The organism is Bacteroidota bacterium, assembly GCA_005882315.1.
Classification (GTDB): domain Bacteria; phylum Bacteroidota; class Bacteroidia; order Chitinophagales; family Chitinophagaceae; genus VBAR01.
Window position 1 is genome coordinate 1,910,295 of record VBAR01000001.1, and the last position, 17,686, is coordinate 1,927,980.

Annotated in this window: 19 protein-coding genes; 7 read left to right on the forward strand and 12 right to left on the reverse strand. The window is 38.3% G+C overall.

Annotated elements, in window-relative coordinates; all coding sequences use genetic code 11:
* The first annotated feature begins 23 nt into the window (after window positions 1-23).
* From E6H07_07950 to E6H07_07960, 3 genes are all read left to right on the forward strand, one after another.
* Complete coding sequence (locus E6H07_07950) at window positions 24-311, forward strand: GlsB/YeaQ/YmgE family stress response membrane protein (GenBank protein ID TMI65830.1); 288 nt, start codon at window positions 24-26, stop codon at window positions 309-311.
* A 92-nt stretch (window positions 312-403) separates the two neighbouring features.
* The gene (locus E6H07_07955; protein ID TMI65831.1) at window positions 404-1,321 is read left to right on the forward strand and encodes a pirin family protein; all 918 of its coding nucleotides are present in this window, start codon (window positions 404-406) and stop codon (window positions 1,319-1,321) included.
* Window positions 1,322-1,506: 185 nt separating this feature from the next.
* The gene (locus E6H07_07960; GenBank protein TMI65832.1) at window positions 1,507-2,367 is read left to right on the forward strand and encodes an NmrA/HSCARG family protein; all 861 of its coding nucleotides are present in this window, start codon (window positions 1,507-1,509) and stop codon (window positions 2,365-2,367) included.
* An 18-nt stretch (window positions 2,368-2,385) separates the two neighbouring features.
* Here E6H07_07960 and E6H07_07965 read toward each other — a convergent pair whose 3' ends face one another.
* Both E6H07_07965 and E6H07_07970 read right to left on the reverse strand, forming a co-directional pair.
* Window positions 2,386-3,510 (reverse strand): hypothetical protein, encoded by a 1,125-nt coding sequence (locus E6H07_07965; protein ID TMI65833.1) that lies wholly within the window; start codon window positions 3,508-3,510, stop codon window positions 2,386-2,388.
* 1 nt (window position 3,511) lies between these two features.
* Window positions 3,512-3,934 carry a hypothetical protein gene (locus tag E6H07_07970; protein ID TMI65834.1) on the reverse strand — a complete coding sequence of 141 codons (423 nt, stop codon included), beginning with the start codon at window positions 3,932-3,934 and terminating at the stop codon, window positions 3,512-3,514.
* A gap of 204 nt (window positions 3,935-4,138) precedes the next feature.
* Between E6H07_07970 and E6H07_07975 the strand changes: the two genes are divergently transcribed.
* From E6H07_07975 to E6H07_07990, 4 genes are all read left to right on the forward strand, one after another.
* Entirely contained in the window at window positions 4,139-5,389 is a 1,251-nt protein-coding gene (locus E6H07_07975; protein ID TMI65835.1) for an MFS transporter, read from the forward strand.
* Window positions 5,390-5,426: 37 nt separating this feature from the next.
* Complete coding sequence (locus E6H07_07980) at window positions 5,427-5,810, forward strand: VOC family protein (protein TMI65836.1); 384 nt, start codon at window positions 5,427-5,429, stop codon at window positions 5,808-5,810.
* A 181-nt stretch (window positions 5,811-5,991) separates the two neighbouring features.
* Entirely contained in the window at window positions 5,992-6,255 is a 264-nt protein-coding gene (locus E6H07_07985; protein TMI65837.1) for a DUF4342 domain-containing protein, read from the forward strand.
* Window positions 6,256-6,265: 10 nt separating this feature from the next.
* On the forward strand, window positions 6,266-6,532 hold the full coding sequence (locus tag E6H07_07990; GenBank protein ID TMI65838.1) for a DUF3303 domain-containing protein: 267 nt from the start codon (window positions 6,266-6,268) through the stop codon (window positions 6,530-6,532).
* 19 nt (window positions 6,533-6,551) lie between these two features.
* Here the strand turns inward: E6H07_07990 and E6H07_07995 are convergent, their stop codons facing one another.
* The 10 genes from E6H07_07995 to ilvE all read right to left on the reverse strand — a co-directional run bounded on the left by E6H07_07995 (window position 6,552) and on the right by ilvE (window position 17,587).
* On the reverse strand, window positions 6,552-7,019 hold the full coding sequence (locus tag E6H07_07995; protein ID TMI65839.1) for a hypothetical protein: 468 nt from the start codon (window positions 7,017-7,019) through the stop codon (window positions 6,552-6,554).
* 60 nt (window positions 7,020-7,079) lie between these two features.
* Window positions 7,080-8,126, reverse strand: a complete 1,047-nt coding sequence (locus E6H07_08000; GenBank protein TMI65840.1) for an agmatine deiminase family protein — start codon at window positions 8,124-8,126, stop codon at window positions 7,080-7,082.
* Complete coding sequence (locus tag E6H07_08005; GenBank protein TMI65841.1) at window positions 8,126-9,001, reverse strand: carbon-nitrogen hydrolase; 876 nt, start codon at window positions 8,999-9,001, stop codon at window positions 8,126-8,128. The genes E6H07_08000 and E6H07_08005 overlap by 1 nt, the downstream gene beginning before the upstream one ends.
* Window positions 9,002-9,076: 75 nt before the next feature.
* On the reverse strand, window positions 9,077-10,330 hold the full coding sequence (gene ilvA, locus E6H07_08010; protein ID TMI65842.1) for a threonine ammonia-lyase: 1,254 nt from the start codon (window positions 10,328-10,330) through the stop codon (window positions 9,077-9,079).
* A gap of 7 nt (window positions 10,331-10,337) precedes the next feature.
* Window positions 10,338-11,867 carry a ketol-acid reductoisomerase gene (ilvC, locus tag E6H07_08015; GenBank protein TMI65843.1) on the reverse strand — a complete coding sequence of 510 codons (1,530 nt, stop codon included), beginning with the start codon at window positions 11,865-11,867 and terminating at the stop codon, window positions 10,338-10,340.
* A gap of 128 nt (window positions 11,868-11,995) precedes the next feature.
* Window positions 11,996-12,586 carry an acetolactate synthase small subunit gene (gene ilvN, locus E6H07_08020; GenBank protein TMI65844.1) on the reverse strand — a complete coding sequence of 197 codons (591 nt, stop codon included), beginning with the start codon at window positions 12,584-12,586 and terminating at the stop codon, window positions 11,996-11,998.
* A gap of 10 nt (window positions 12,587-12,596) precedes the next feature.
* On the reverse strand, window positions 12,597-14,345 hold the full coding sequence (ilvB, locus tag E6H07_08025; protein TMI65845.1) for a biosynthetic-type acetolactate synthase large subunit: 1,749 nt from the start codon (window positions 14,343-14,345) through the stop codon (window positions 12,597-12,599).
* A gap of 10 nt (window positions 14,346-14,355) precedes the next feature.
* Entirely contained in the window at window positions 14,356-14,847 is a 492-nt protein-coding gene (locus E6H07_08030; protein ID TMI65846.1) for a damage-inducible protein DinB, read from the reverse strand.
* 8 nt (window positions 14,848-14,855) lie between these two features.
* Entirely contained in the window at window positions 14,856-16,538 is a 1,683-nt protein-coding gene (gene ilvD / locus E6H07_08035; GenBank protein ID TMI65847.1) for a dihydroxy-acid dehydratase, read from the reverse strand.
* A 119-nt stretch (window positions 16,539-16,657) separates the two neighbouring features.
* The gene (gene ilvE, locus E6H07_08040; protein TMI65848.1) at window positions 16,658-17,587 is read right to left on the reverse strand and encodes a branched-chain-amino-acid transaminase; all 930 of its coding nucleotides are present in this window, start codon (window positions 17,585-17,587) and stop codon (window positions 16,658-16,660) included.
* Window positions 17,588-17,686: the final 99 nt, after the last annotated feature.

Here is a 17,686-nt window from a genome sequence, read left to right on the forward strand (position 1 = left end):
CTAATTTGAACAAAATACCAATTATGACCCTCATTGAATTATTAGTACTTCTTGCAATTGCCGCCATTTGCGGAGGAATAGGACAGTCACTTGCAGGTTTTGATCTTGGTGGTTGCCTCGTATCTATTGTAGTTGGATTTGTCGGGGCTTATATAGGTATGTGGCTGGCAGGCAAACTGGGTTTACCTGAGCTTTTAGAAATTAAAATTGGTGGGAAAACTTTCCCGATTATCTGGGCAATAATTGGCTCTGCCGTATTCACATTTATCGTTGTTTTAATAAGAAGAGCAGTATCAGGCACCCGGCGATAGTTCATACCTATTGATCTTTCCATCTTAGTTCGAGACAGTAAGTTAGAACCGCAACTCACTACCTTTACATTACTCAAAACATTTTATCGATCATGCTTGATATTGTAATTGATGCCCGTGAAGCTGCAATAAGTCAATCAGTAAAAGTTAAACGCATTCTTCCGTTCCGCTTTCGCAGAATGGTTGGGCCTTTTATTTTTATGGATCATGCGGGACCAATTACAGATATTCCTTCGCAACCTTCTACACTGGATGTATTACCACATCCGCATATCGGGCTTTCAACGGTAAGCTATCTATTTGGCGGGCAGGTTACACATCGTGATAGTTTAGGTGTAGAGCAGATCATTCGTCCGGGTGAAGTGAATTGGATGACAGCCGGTAGCGGCATTGCACATTCAGAACGGTTTGAAGACCCGGCTGCATTGGCAAGTGGTAATTTGGAAATGATACAAACATGGGTAGCATTACCTGAAAAAGATGAAGAGTCGGCACCATCATTTAATAATTATACGCCGGAGCAACTTCCAATCTTTACTGAGAAGGGTGTGTGGATGCGGTTGATCGCTGGCAATGCTTATGGATTAAGTAATGATGTAAGAACAAACTCTTCTTTATTTTATTTGCATGTTGTGCTACAACAAGGAGCAAGATTCGGGCTTCCGAAAGAACATGCTGAACGTGGTTTTTATATTGTTAAAGGAATTGTTGAAGTAGCAGGTAACAATTATCACGAAGGACAAATGCTTGTGTTCAGCAAAGGAGTTGATCCGTTGATACTGGCAAAAGAAAATACAACGCTGATGTTGCTCGGTGGCGAACCGCTTGGAGATCGTTTTATCTGGTGGAATTTTGTTTCATCCCGTAAGGAACGAATAGAACAAGCAAAAGAAGATTGGAAACAAGGCCGGATCGTTCTTCCACCAAATGATAATAAAGAATTTATTCCTTTACCGGAAGATAAATCAAAACCTGCAGGCATGCCTCCAAGGCCGGAGCCACTTTCATAATAAGGCAGCCATCAATTTTGAGGATTTTGACCTTAAGAATTTTAAACTTCTTTGTTTGATACCGATCTTACAAAAAAACAACAACCTGCAAAAAATATTCATAAAGGACAGTTTGAGATCAGGTAAGTTTCCTGATTATCACTAACAATCTGCAATTGCACGAAATTGTTTAGATTTAGATATAAATCTTTAAGGTGTCTGCTATAAATAAAATATTTGTTACAGGGGCTACCGGTAACCAGGGAGGCGCCACTGTAAAAAGTTTATTAGACAAAGGATTTTCTGTAAAAGCACTGGTAAGAAATGCTTTAAATGCAAAATTCGATCCTCACAAAAATCTCGAAATAATAAAAGGAGATTTAAACGAAATATCTTCTTATCGTCAGCAATTGCAGGATTGCGATGGTGTTTTTTGTAATCTCGTATTTAAATATGGAATTGAAAAGGAGATCAAACAAGGGTTTGAATTGATTAATGCTTCAAAAGAATCTAACATAAAGTATTTTGTTTATTCCTCAGTGATCGGTTGCGACCAGAATACAGGTATCCCGCATTGGGAAAGCAAGAATAAAATAGAAAACCACATTAAAGCGTCAGGTATAAATTATACAATACTCCGTCCATCCTCGTTGTACGAAAACCTTTTAATACCACAAGTAAAAAGCAGGATATTAAAAGGCAAACTGGTGTTGCCGACAAAGAAAAATACAGTGCAGCAGTTTATCAGTTCAGAAGATATTGGAAAAATTGCGACAACTGTATTTTCCAATCCCGAAAAATACCAAGGTAAAACAATAAATCTTGCTACAGAACAAATGGATGGCGAAGAGCTTGCTGCAACATTTTCAAAAGCAATGGGAAGAGAAATAAAATTTCAACAACTCCCTATGTTTATTACACGATTGGTCATGGGCAGGGATCTTACAAAAATGTTTCGTTGGATAAATAACAATGATGCTTGTTTTGTAAAAGACTTGCAGGCACTCAGAAACGAATTTCCTGGTATGCTAAGCCTTGAGGAATGGATAAAGATCAATTTTAAGTAAGCAAGAGTAAGGGAGCTATTAAATGAGAGGCTCAGAAAATTGAAAACCGGAAAGTGCTGGACGTGACAATCCTTTTTGCTGAATAAATACTTTTATTTTTTTGCCCATAGAAATAAGTAGTGTATGCATCATCATCAATCTTTCTTTTAGCTGGTAATTATTCATTTTAGTTTCTTCTTCTTTTCTTAATTGTGTGGCCAGGCCAAGACCAATAAGAAATTGTGATTGATTAGTAAAACCGCACTTGGTTAATCCATACTTTTCTCCCCATAGATCAAGAGCAGAAAAATTGACATGGGTCGTAATATCCTGCTGTCCGATATCGGCATAAGGAAGATCGTTCACAGTATGTTTATTATAACAGATCATTGTGCCAAGCCGTCGATAGGGCCTGTATAGTTCGGAAGAAGGGAACCCATAATCAATAGTCAATACAAAGCCTTTTTCTAAAAAAGCCGAGACTTCTTTTATCCATTCAATTGCCTCCAAATTGACCTCGGTATGAAATCCTTCCGGCAATCTTACATCCAGCCGGGCAAAGTAATCTGTTAACCTGTCTTGTGCCGGCTTCAATACTTCTATAAAAGTCTGATCATAATCCACAAAAACTTCCATCAACCCATTTTTCTCCATTACGACCTTATGCACCGAAAAATTATCAATTACTTCATTCGCCAGTACGCATCCTGTAATCGGTGGAATTTCACTGATGGAATCAAACCAATAAACTTTTCCTTCTGCAATGCCGGACTCGGTTAAAACTTTTTGTTCTTTCAGCCTCATTATTTTACTCTTTTCAATAATACAATACTTAAGCCCTTCATATAATTCTTTATTTTCTTTTAGCTGTCTGAGTATATCAACGCAAAGAGCTCCTGTTCCGGCGCCATATTCAACAACAGTAAAATCTTTTTTCCCGCATAGTTGCCACATTTCTTCCAGTTGCTTAGCTACAAGATTGCCATAGACAGCGGATAGATGGGGAGCAGTGTAATAATCCCCGAATTTGCCGAACTTTTCAGTCTCAGAAGTATAGTATCCGAGTTCCGGGTAATACAAAGCCATTTCCATAAAATCATGAAAAGATAAAGGTCCTTCACTACGGATCTTATCCCTGATAATCTTTTCAAGTGATCTTTGCATACTAAGCTTGTTTTACATGATCGGTTTTCTCAATAGTAATATTATTGGTGAGCAGCAAGACGCAATCCGTTAATGCTTCAATGGTATGATCAACCAGTTGATGAAAGGCTATTACCTGGTGGGGCAGCATATCCACACTTCCGTCAGGAATACTCACTTTTATTATACCTTCAATTACCTGTATAGTAAAAATGCCATCAACAAGATTATCTTTCAAAACTGCTTTAGCATGTAAACACACTAATACCATCGTCATGCTACTTGTTTTATATACAGTAATGGCATTACGATCGTTTTTCTGCCATGCTTCTTCATCCATTAACTGGTGGATAAACTCCGGGGTATTAATAAAAACATAAGGAGCATCTATTACACGATCCCCATCAGGGCGGCTGAGCGTTGCTTCATTTCGTTTATTTTCCATAGTCCTTTTATGATAGCTTACGCAAGAACCATACTATAATCGTTTAGTATAAACTTTGTTTGAACCTTGTTTTCTATTTTGAATTGCCGCACAGTTTTTTATCTGCTGGTTTATTAATAGATTTATAGGCTTAAACCACCTATTTACTAAAATGTATATGAGAGCATTAAATAATTAAGTTCACATCTTTTTTTAAAAAAATTAATGGATACGACAAACACGGTTACTCAAAATAAATTTACAAGTTACCAGGTGCTGGTAATTTTGTTGTTAGCTTTTACGCAGTTTACGGTAGTACTTGATTTTATGGTCATGTCACCACTTGGTGATATGCTGATGAAATCAATGTCGCTTACTACCAGCCAATTTGGTTTTGCAGTATCAGCTTATGCATTCAGCGCAGGCATTTCCGGTTTATTAACAGCAGGTTTTGCGGACAGGTTCGACCGGAAAAAATTATTACTGTTCTTTTATGTCGGGTTTATTTTAGGCACATTATGCTGTGGATTAGCCAACACTTATTTTTTGTTGATAGCAGCAAGGATCATCACCGGTTTGTTTGGTGGAGTCATTGGTTCTATTTCAATGGCGATAATAGCTGATATCTTTCCTTTGAAGCAGCGGGGAAGGGCAATGGGTTTTATACAAATGGGTTTTGGAGCAAGCCAGGTATTGGGCATTCCTATCAGCTTGTTCATTGCTAATCACTGGGGTTGGCAATCACCATTTTTTATGATCGTAGGTTTAGCTATCATCATCTGGTTGACAGTAATGCTGAAACTGCGTCCTGTTGCTGAACACCTGGAGTTAATATCCGAGAAAACCGCTATCAAGCATTTATGGCATACCATTAAAAACCGTGATTACCGAATGGGTTTTTTATTAACCGCCTTATTATCGCTGGGTGGCTTTATGATGATGCCATGGGGCAGTGCTTTTGCCGTAAATAATCTTCGACTTTCCTATGCGCAATTACCACTTCTTTTCATGGTTGGTGGTGTCGCATCTCTTTTCATCATGCCATTAGTGGGAAGATTGAGTGATAAAATAGATAAAGTAAAAATATTTACTGCAGCGGCTTTGCTGATGATAGTAGTTGTAGTTGTGTACACAAATCTGAAACCTGTTGCTTTCGGAATAGTTATCATGATGAATATACTGATGATGATAGGTATCATGAGCCGCATAGTTCCTGCAATGGCATTGGTGTCTGCTTTACCACAAATGCAGGATCGGGGTGCATTTATGAGTATCAATTCATCATTACAACAAATTGCAGGAGGTATAGCAGCAGGGATAGGCGGAATGATCGTTGTTCAGAAAACGAAAACAAGCCCTTTAGAGCATTATGATACGCTGGGATATGTGATCGTTATCCTGATCATTGCAAATATTATTATGATGTATCGTGTAAGTAATATGGTGAAAGCAAGACAACACATAGCTAAAGCTTGATCTGACGGGTTGATTAATTTTTATATAAACTATTAAAATGAACATCAGTGAAAACTGCCTTAACTGGTTCGAGATACCAGTTGAAAATATGGATCGGGCAAAACAGTTTTACCAGAGAATTTTCGGTATTGAAATGAATGAGCAAACAATTATGGGAATGCAGATGACTTTTTTCCCTTCAGAACATGGCAATGGAAAAGTAGGTGGCGCCCTGGTGAAAAGTGATTTACATAAATCAAATACTGAAGGAGTTCTGGTCTATTTAAATGCAAACCCTGATGTGTCATTAGTACTGGAAAGAATTGAAGAGGAGGGAGGGGTTGTACTGATGTATAAAACCATGCTGACTCCTGGTGCAGGATTTGTAGCAACATTTCTTGATACAGAGGGTAATCGAATAGCCCTTCATTCATCTTATTAATGAAGGAGGCAAAGGACAAAGCATTATATACATTCGGAATATGGGAATGGAGACGAAGTAAAATGTAAGTCTGAACTTTATATGATTTCCCGCATAAAAAATGAGATCAACACAGAAATGGTCTCATTTTTATTTAAAATAATAGCCCAACTTTGAGTAAACAATTTTAAAACAGATAATCATGACAACTAAAAAAGAAAGTTTCAGTATTAACGGAGAAGAATTGCTGAACAAGGTGAAAGAATTGGTTAAAGAAGGAAATATCAGGAAGATCAGTATTCATGATAAAGAGGGAAAAGAACTGTTGAGTTTTCCTTTGACTATCGGAGTAGTAGGGGTTTTATTTGCGCCGGTGCTTGCCGCAGTTGGAGCACTTGCCGCATTGATCGGCGAGTGTAAATTGACAGTAGAAAGAGAAGAGAAACCAGGGCCGGATAATAAATAAAAAATTCTTCATGCTATACATGATCATTGAACGGTTTCATGCAGACAAGGTAAAAGAATTATATCAACGGTTTGATGAAAAAGGGAGAATGATGCCGGAAGGAGTGGAGTATGTAAATAGCTGGATAAATGAAGACGTTACTGTTTGTTACCAGGTGATGGAAGCCACTTCAATAACCCAACTTCATGAATGGATCGCTAAATGGGATGACCTTGTTGATTTTGAAATAATTCCTGTAATCAGTTCTGCTGAGGTCAAGAAGCGACTGGTGAAGTGACGTTTTTTATTGCAGTGCATTACTGTCTCGTCCATGTTTTCGTTACAGTTGCCGGCTGGCCGTTTGAAAGAGTGTAGTCTCTTGTTGTTTTGAATTCAATATTGCTCATTGCAATAAATTTTTCCAGTTCTATTCCTGTAGCAGGAGAATAAAATTGCAAGTGTTGTGTATTTATTACGTGCCATGAACCCGATTCAGTAGTTGTGCAATTCAGTTTAAATGTTCCGGTATTATCAACCATAAAAGAATAAAGATTATCTTTCTGACAGGCTGACCATGCAGCATAAATATCGGTTTCAGCTATCCCATCACTATTCCAGTCATTCAATACGTCAGAACTTACTGCTGTAATTTTCCAGGTGCCGATTACTTGTGCATTGGAATATCCCTGCGGATCATCATTGGCTTCAGTCTTTAAATGATCGCTACAGGCAAATAGCAGGATAGTTGCACTAAAAGCAATGAGTATGAAAAAAATTTTTGACACAGCCTGTAGTTAATAGAATAAGGTTGGGCAAATTTAAGACTTCCTTCCCTCGAATCAAAACTATACTGCCGGTTCCTGCTGACTCAGGCAATGAAAACTTCCCAGCCCCCAGATAATTTCCGTAGAATCAATGCCTATGGTCTCTCTTCCGGGGAAACAGTCAGAAATGATCTGTAATGCCTTGTCATCTTTAGCACAATTGAAAATCGGGACAATTACGTATTTGTTGCAGATATAAAAATTGGCATAGCTGCAGGGCAGACGTTGACCATCATATTCAAGATGATCAGGCATAGGTAGCTCAACAATATTCAGTTGTTTGCCATTCAGCAAACGCATTGCTTTAAGCTGCTTTAGATTTGTTTCTAGTAATGCATGGTTTTCGTCGTTCTTATTTTCTTCTATGACAGTGATCACTGAGTCTTCATTTATAAAGCGGACCGTATCATCAATATGCCCATCAGTGTCATCACCAATAATGCCTTCATCCACCCAAAGCACTTGCTCCTGTCCATAAAAATTGCATAGATACTCTTCAATCTGTTTCTGAGTGAGGTGTGGGTTGCGGTTAGGATTCAATAAACAGGCAGTTGAAGTCATAACAGTTCCGTTGCCATTAAACTCCACACTGCCACCTTCCATAACGATACCGGGATTATAAACAGGTATTTTATAATGCTTCGCAATTTTTGTAGGTATCACATCATCCAGATCGCAGGGAAGATATTTACCACCCCATGCATTATAATTCCAGTCAACAATTACTTTTTGGTTTTTTGCTGCTGGATTTATTAAAAATGCAGGGCCATGATCACGGCACCATGCATCATTAGTTGGGTTAAAAAAAAAGTTCACCTGTGAAAGATCAACATCTTCTTTTTGCAAACAACTAATTGCAAAGGCTTTCATCGCTTCATCATTCACATTGATATTTACTTTCTCACTTTGCGCCAGGTATTTTATAAACCGGCTGTAAAAAGGAAAGATCGTATGGATTTTTCCCGGCCATGATGCTTCTTTATGCGGCCAGCTTAACCAGGTGGCATCATGAGCAGCAAATTCAGCAGGAAAATAGTAACCGAGTTGTTTAGGGGTAAAATGTGTCATTAATCTTCGTCTATGAATCTTTTTGTAATAGGTTGATAAGAATCTATTCTTCGGTCACGCATAAAAGGCCAGTGTGTTCTGTAACTGTCGGTTTTATCAGTATCAATTTCGACAACAGCCACTTCTTCGTTGTCGTGAGATGCTTTATAAATTAAACTGCCAAATGGATTTGAAACAAATGAACCACCCCAGAATTTCATTGCACCGTTTTGTTCAAGTCCAACACGGTTCACACTTACAACATGCACAGCATTTGCAACAGAATGGCTACGCTGAATGGTTTGCCATGCGTTGTATTGTTCAGTATTGGTTGCTTCATCCTGTGAAGTAGCCCAGCCAATAGCAGTCGGGTAAAATAAAATTTCAGCTCCCATTAGCGAAGTAATCCTTGCAGCTTCAGGGTACCACTGATCCCAGCAGATAAGCACACCAAATTTTGCATATTTTGTTTCAAAAATTTTATAACCTAAATCGCCGGGAGTGAAATAAAATTTTTCATAATACGCCGGGTCATCGGGTATATGCATTTTACGGTATTTACCAAGATAATTACCGTCGGCATCCAGTACTGCTGTTGTATTGTGATAAATACCCTGTGTTCTTTTTTCAAACAAAGAAGCTATGATAACTACATTTAGATCTTTTGCGAGTTTGCTCAAAGCATCTGTTGAAGGGCCCGGAATTGCCTCTGCCAATTTGAAATTCTCATAATCTTCCACATCACAGAAGTACAAAGAAGTAAATAACTCCTGCAGGCAGATGATCTGTGCACCTTTGGCAGCAGCTTCTTTCGTTTTCTCCATTGCTTTCTGCAGGTTCGCCTCTTTATTGTTTGTGCAGCTCATCTGCACCAGTCCTATTTTTACTTTTGACATTGGTCTTCTTTTTAAATAAAAATGCTCCGTAAAATCCGGAGCAAAGTAACTAAAAAAAGAGGTACTAAACTTTGTCTAAACAAGGTAACTAAATAAAGTATTATCCTTGCTCAACTCATTATAACCGATATGGTATTTGTTCAGGTTGTTTAATAGTGCATCATAATCTTCCCGGCTTTGTAATTCAATGCCCACTAATGCAGGGCCAGCTTCTTTATTATTCTTCTGCATGTATTCAAAACGGGTGATATCATCAGTAGGACCAAGTACATTATTTACAAATTCTTTCAAAGCACCGGGTCGTTGTGCGAAATTGATAAGAAAATAATGTTTGAGGCCTTCGTATTGAAGGCTTCTTTCTTTTATCTCCTGCATCCTGTCAATATCATTGTTGCTGCCGCTTACAATACAAACAACATTCTTTCCTTTTATTTCATCTGCATAATCATCCAGTGCTGCAATTGATAATGCACCAGCTGGTTCAACAACGATTGCGTCTTCATTATACAATTTCAAAATCGTTGAACAAACTTTTCCTTCCGGGACGAGATGCATATCGTCCAGCACCTCTTTACAAATAGAAAAAGTTAAATCACCGACTCTTTTCACAGCGGCACCGTCAACAAACCGGTCAATGCTTTCGAGTGTAACGGGGTAACCATTCTTTAAAGCTTCGAACATGGCAGGGGCGCCTTCAGGTTCTAGTCCAACAATTTTTGTTTTGGGGGAATAGGTCTTAAAATAGGAGCCAACACCAGAACTTAAACCACCACCGCCAACGGGTATAAAGAGAAAGTCAATTTCAGATTGGTCTTCCAGAATTTCAACACCTACTGTTCCCTGCCCTTCAATGATTTTATAATCATCAAAAGGAGGGATAAAAGTCATGTAATTTTCTTCTGTATATTTTTTCGCGGCAGTAGCACAATCATCATACGTGTCGCCTACCAATTTCACTTCGATAAAATCCTCACCAAACATTTTCGTCTGTTTGATTTTTTGATTAGGCGTAATCACTGGCATGAACACAACACCTTTTGTATTTAGTTTTTTACAACTATATGCAAAACCCTGCGCATGATTACCGGCACTGGCGCAAACAACACCTTTCTGCAATTGTTCTTTCGGCAAGCTGCTCATCATATTATAAGCGCCACGCAGTTTGTAGCTACGCACTACCTGGAGATCTTCTCTTTTCAAATAAATATTACAATCATATTTCCTGGAAAGATTATGATTGAATTGCAGTGGAGTTCTGTTCACAATTTTTTTCAATCGTAAAGCAGCCCCTGTGAAGTCCAGTAATATGTTTTGTGTTGATGTGCTCATTGTTTTGTTATGCTGGTTCTAGTTCTTTTACTTTTTTAGCAGGCTTACTTTCTTTTGCAGCAGAGCTGATTGATTTCATTTCTGTCATTGCAGCTCTCAGTACAGCACCCACTTTCTCTACCGGGTGATTACGGATGATTTTATTTACTTCAATGATTTCACGGTTATCTACACCATTGTCTTTACCGTCATTGAAGTTGGTGCCAATTACATCTTTGTCGATTGTATGCATAAATTCTTTCAGCAATGGCTTTGCAGCATGATCAAATAAATAACAACCATATTCAGCTGTATCAGAAATTACACGGTTCATCTCGTATAATTTTTTACGGGCAATTGTATTCGCAATAAGAGGAGTTTCATGCAGCGACTCGTAATAAGCGCTTTCATCTTTAATGCCTGCTTCTACCATAGTTTCAAATGCAAGTTCAACGCCAGCTCTTACGAAAGCCACCATCAGTAATCCATTATCAAAAAATTCCTGGTCTGTAATTGGTGCATCAGTAACTTTTGTTTTTTCAAATGCTGTTTCACCAGTTGCTTTACGCCATGTGAATAAATTTTTATCGTCATTGGCCCAGTCTTCCATCATTGTTGATGAAAATACACCACTCATAATATCATCCTGGTGTTTTTTAAATAAAGGGCTCAAAATATTTTTCAGTTCAGTAGACAATTCAAATGCTTTCAGCTTAGCCGGGTTACTTAAACGGTCCATCATAGCTGTAACACCACCATGCTTCAATGCTTCAGTAATAGTTTCCCAGCCATATTGAATGAGTTTGGCAGCATAGGATGCATCAACACCTTTCTCTATCATTTTATCAAAACATAAAATAGAACCAGTTTGCAATACACCACACAGAATGGTTTGCTCACCCATCAAATCACTTTTTACTTCGGCAACAAATGATGAACGCAATACACCAGCACGATGTCCGCCTGTTGCAACTGCATATGCTTTTGCCTGTACCAGTCCTTTTCCTTCGGGATCATTCTCCGGATGTACGGCTATCAATGTAGGTACACCAAAACCTCTTTTATATTCTTCACGAACTTCAGTACCGGGACATTTAGGTGCTACCATTATTACAGTAATGTCTTTTCTTATCTGGGTTCCTTCTTCCACAATATTAAATCCGTGAGAGTAGGAGAGTGTTGCACCTTTTTTCATCAAAGGCATAATCGCTTTGATAACGGAAGTATGCTGTTTGTCCGGAGTTAAGTTCAATACTAAATCAGCCGATGGGATTAATTCTTCATATGCACCAACAGTAAATCCATTATCCGTTGCATTTTTCCACGATGCTCTTTTTTCAGCAATTGCTTCATTACGTAATGCATAAGCAATATCAAGACCCGAGTCTCTCATATTCAAACCCTGGTTTAAACCCTGCGCACCGCAACCAACAATTACGATCTTTTTTCCTTTCAGCACATTTACACCATCAGCAAATTCGCTACGGTTCATAAATTCACAAACACCTAATTGATTTAATTGCTCACGAAGCGGTAAAGAGTTAAAATAGTTTGCCATCTTTATTTGTTTTTGACCCCCATCCCCTAAAGGGGAGTAAGGGCAGTTTAAAAATTATGATTTGTTTTAAATTTTACATATTTATAAAGTATGATTGACTTAAGTCACCCCTTTAGGGGGACAGGGGGTTACATACTAAACACTTCCTGGTTCTTGTCTAAGAATTCGTTCTCAATCACGGTTTCACCCGGTTCTTTGTATTCAAATGATTTTAATTTTTTATGGAATCCATCACTGTCTTTAATAATTGCCACTCTTGCGCTGCGAACGAATTCTATTAACCCATAAGGTTCTAATACTTTAATGAAAGCATCGGTTTCTTCACGCTGTCCACTAACTTCAAATACTGTATAATCTTTTCTTATCACAACCGCTTTAGCGCCGAATTGACTTAACAACCTTTCTACTTTTACTTCTTCAGCAATGATTTCAGTTGGCACTTTATATAAAGCCAATTCCATCCAGATAATTTCTTCATTGGTGTTATAATAGGCTTTTAATACCTCCACCTGTTTTTCGATCTGGCGGCAAAGCTTTCTTACCACATCTTCTATTTCATTGATTACGATAGTGAACCGGTGCACACTATCTACTTCAGAAGGAGAAGTATTCAGGCTCTCAATATTTATCTTTCTTCTTGAAAAGATAATGGCGATACGGTTCAGTAAACCGATCTGGTTTTCTGTATAAACCGTTATTGTATATTCCTGTTTGTTCATAATAATATTTTTAAAGTTCATCTTTTCCTAAAACAACTTCGGCTACACCACGACCCTGAGGCACCATTGGGAACACATTATTCTCTTTGCCTACTATCACTTCCAGCAAAAAGCTTCCTTTATGATCCAGCATTTCTTTCAATACAGTTTTCACATCTTCTCTTTTAGAAATACTTTTTCCTTCGATTCCATAACCTTTTGCGACCATTACAAAATCGGGGCTTTCAATATTTACAAATGAATAGCGATTCTGATGGAACAGCTCCTGCCACTGGCGAACCATTCCCAAAAATTTATTATTAAGAATAATAATTTTTACTTCGGGCTTGAATTGCATAATTGTACCGAGCTCCTGTATCGTCATTTGAATACCACCATCACCGATGATTGCAATGACCGTTCTTTCCTGTGCACCATATTTTGCACCAATAGCTGCAGGCAATGCAAAGCCCATTGTGCCTAATCCACCACTTGTGATATTACTTTTACTTTTATTGTATTCTGCATAGCGGCATGCTACCATCTGGTGCTGGCCTACGTCGGTTACAATTACTGCTTCGCCTTTTGTTAATTCATTGATAGCCGTAATCACTTCACCCATCGTGAGAATTTCTGTATCTGGATTCATTTCTGCTTTGATGCATTTCCCTTCTTCTTTCTTCATACAATCGGTAAACTTCTGCAACCACTGCGGATATACTTTTTGTTGAACGAGGTCTGTAAGGATTGGTAATGTTTCTTTACAATCGCCCCATACAGGTACTGTTGCTTTTACATTCTTATCTATTTCAGATGGATCAATATCTAAATGAATAACTTTTGCCTGTTTTGCATATTTATCCAAACGTCCGGTGACACGATCATCGAAACGCATACCAATTGCAATCAATACATCACATTCATTTGTCAAAAGGTTAGGGCCGTAGTTTCCATGCATGCCCAGCATACCAACAGCTAATGGATGATTAGTTGGTATGGCACTCATTCCTAAAATCGTCCATGCAGCAGGAATACCCGCTTTCTCAATAAACTTCTGAAATTCTTTTTCTGCTTTTCCAAGAATAACGCCTTGTCCAAATATTACGAACGGTCTTTCTGCTTCATTGATCATTTTAGCCGCCTGCTCAATATATTCTTTACGTACTATCGGCTTCGGACGGTAGCTTCTTATATGATCACATTTTTTATAACCTTCATATTCGAATAATTGCAACTGAGCATTCTTTGTAATGTCAATCAATACAGGTCCCGGTCTACCACTACCGGCGATATAAAATGCTTTTGCCAACACGGAAGGAATTTCTTTTGCATCGGTTACCTGGTAATTCCATTTGGTAACCGGTGTAGTTATATTTATAACATCAGTTTCCTGGAATGCATCCGTACCCAGCAAATGTGCAAACACCTGGCCTGTTATACACACAACAGGAGTGGAGTCAATCATTGCATCAGCTAATCCTGTAACAAGATTCGTTGCACCCGGGCCGCTTGTTGCAAACACAACACCTGTTCTTCCGCTCACTCTTGCAAAACCCTGTGCTGCATGTATAGCTCCTTGTTCGTGGCGCACCAAAATATGTTGCAGCCTGTCATTATAATCATACAATGCATCATAGATAGGCATGATAGCACCACCAGGATAACCAAAGATGATATCAACACCTTCGGCAACAAAAGCCCTTAACACAGCTTCACTTCCGGAAATATTCTCAATGGCTGCTTTTGTCTTCTTTTCTTTAGTTAATTCAAGAGTATCCATAATAATATTTTTATTTTCTATAAAAACCAAGCATATCTGTTGAACCCACATTAGTATATCCTACCTGTCTCAGCATTGTAACCAATTGTCCACGGTGATAAGTCGAGTGATTGAATATATGAGCAAAGACCTGGTAATGGGGCATCTCATATCTATCGCCATTTATTCTTCTGAACACCAACTTATCCATAAGAACTGATTCATTAAAGCCATCTGTAAACTTTTTCAATCCTGCGGATGCATTCTTCCATAACTCAATTATTTCCTTTCTTGTTCCCTTAAAACTTGATTGCAACCATACAGGTGATTCTACCTTATTCAACCGCTCAAGCCATATCGTTTCAGCACTTGTAATATGCAATACTGTTTCTCCTATATTGTTGAAACTACTTACCACATGTTTTTCCCATTGCTCATCAGTAATATTATCCAGCCACGACAAAACAATATTATTTGCCCAAATATTAAAATCAGCCAGTTCTAAAAAATATTCCTTTGTCATTTTATTCTTTATGCTTCATCTGTTACACAACCTTCACTTGCATCTTTTACACACATTGCATATTTATACAATACACCTCTGCGCACTTTTAATGCTGGTTGTTTCCAGTTTGCTTTACGTTTTGATATTTCTTCATTACTTACTTTCAAAGTGATGGTGTTTTTTGTTGCATCGAGTTCAATGATATCATCATCATGAACAAATCCAATCAATCCACCTTCATGAGCTTCAGGTGTTATATGGCCAACCACAAAACCATGTGTGCCTCCACTGAATCTTCCATCTGTAATCAACGCAACTGATTTTCCCAATCCTGCACCAATGATGGCAGAAGTTGGTTTCAGCATTTCCGGCATACCCGGTGCGCCTCTTGGTCCTTCATTTTTTATTACAACTACATCACCCGCTTTTACTAAACCACTTTGTATGCCGGCGATTAATTTTTGTTCACCATCAAATACTCTTGCTGGCCCCACAAATTTTTCACCTTCCTTGCCTGAAATTTTTGCAACACTTCCTTTCTCAGCAAGATTGCCATACAGAATTTGCAGGTGCCCCGTTTTTTTTAACGGTTGTTCTACTGGATAAATAATTTTCTGAGCCTCAAAATCCAAATTCGGGACACCTGCTAAATTTTCTGCTACCGTTTTACCGGTTACTGTCAAACAATCGCTATGCAGCAAACCTTTCGACAATAAATATTTCATTATTGAAGGAAGGCCACCATGCTGGTGTAAATCCTGCATAAGATATTTTCCAGAGGGTTTGAAATCAGCTAGCACAGGAACCTTATCACTGATTTTTTGAAAATCGTCCTGCGTTAAATTTATGTTCACACTTTTTGCCATTGCAATCAAATGCAAAACAGCATTGGTACTTCCTCCCAGGATCATAATCACGGTAATTGCGTTTTCAAATGCCTTGCGTGTCATGATATCAGAAGGACGAATATTTTTTTCAAGTAATAATCTTATTGCTTTACCTGCATCCAGGCATTCTTTTTTCTTATCCTCACTCAGTGCCGGATTAGATGATGAATAAGGCAAACTCATCCCCATCGCCTCAATTGAACAAGCCATCGTGTTAGCAGTGTACATTCCACCACATGCACCGGCACCGGGACATGAATGCTGAACTATTTGTTTAAAATCTTCCGGGTTTAAATTGCCTGCAATTTTTTGTCCCAATGCTTCAAATGCAGAAATGATATTTAAATCTTGTCCTTTATAATGACCAGGGGCTATTGTGCCACCGTACAACATAATCGACGGACGATTCAAACGACCCATTGCTATAATAGAGCCCGGCATATTTTTATCACAACCCGGAATCGCAATGATGCCATCGTAATAAAAACCTCCAACAACAGCTTCAATCGAATCAGCAATCAAATCGCGACTCACCAAACTATACCGCATTCCATCAGTTCCATTACTTATTCCATCGCTGATGCCAATCGTATTAAAGATCAAACCAACCAAATCGTTATCCCACACACCTTGCTTTACCACTTTCGCCAGATCATTCAGGTGCATATTACAGGTATTGCCATCATAACCCATACTGCAGATACCAACCTGTGCTTTTTTCAAATCATCTTCCGTTAGCCCAATGCCATACAACATAGCTTGAGCAGCAGGTTGTGTTTCATCTTGCGTTAAAACCTTTGAATATTTATTTAGTTCGCTCATTTTTATTTTATGTTGTCAGCTTTGTTACTACTATCATCGTTCCTTGCGTCGCACTCTTGTACTGTTTGTTCTCTATTCAGCTTTATTAACCACAAAGAACACAGAGACATCAACTATAATTATACACTCAGTGCACTCTGTGCTTCCTTTCTTTGTGTACTCTGTGGTTCAAATTCTTTCTCAATCACAAGACTCTTATAAGCTAGTTGAATTCTTCTTGATACAGTTTCATTCCAGTTCAACGGGAATTTATAATCATCCAAACTTTCAAACCCAATTACTTCAGCAGCCGTACCACAGAAGAAAGCAGCATCGACCTGTTTCAATTCATCAATCGTAAAAAATCTTTCTTCTACTTCAATGTTCAATTCAGTACATATTTCCAAAACCGTTGCTCTTGTTATGCCGGGTAAAATATTTCCTAAAGCAGGCGTAAACATTTTTCCATCTTTCTCAAAAAACAAATTTGCTCCCGGTGCTTCTGCTGCATAATTATTCATATCCAGCAGTAATGCTTCATCAAAGCCATTTGCTTTTGCTTCCTGGCTGGCGAGTATTGAGTTTACATAATGACCGGCTGCTTTTGCATGTATCTTAAATCCTTTCGGATTCGGACGCTGAAATGATGAAGTCATTACCCTTAATAATTTTTCACCAAGAAAGGGCTGCATCTCCCATGCTTCAATAACAATAAATGATTTTTCATTCACATCAAACTTCATATTCGTTGGTGCATAAACAACCGGGCGGATATAAGCATCCTGCAGGTTATTTCTTTTCAGTACTTCATAAGTAGCATCAATCAGTTCTTCTACGGTCCAGTGATAAGGCATATTTAAAGCAGCAGCTGAATTCTTTAACCTTTCAAAATGTTCAACCTCTTTGAAGATTTTTGTTTCACCACTTGCCGTTTTATAAGAACGAATTCCTTCAAACACAGAATAGCCATAATGCAATGACTGGCTATAGAAATCCATCTTCGCTTCTGCAGCTTTCACATAATCTCCATTGAGATAAATTACCGTTTCGTTATTATAGTATGATGCCATTTTGTTTTATTTAAAGGCTTAAAAAAAAGAACCCGCCTTTTTGGAGGCGGGTTGCGTATAATTAGTTTTTTAATTTAATATCATGCACCACCTCCTGCT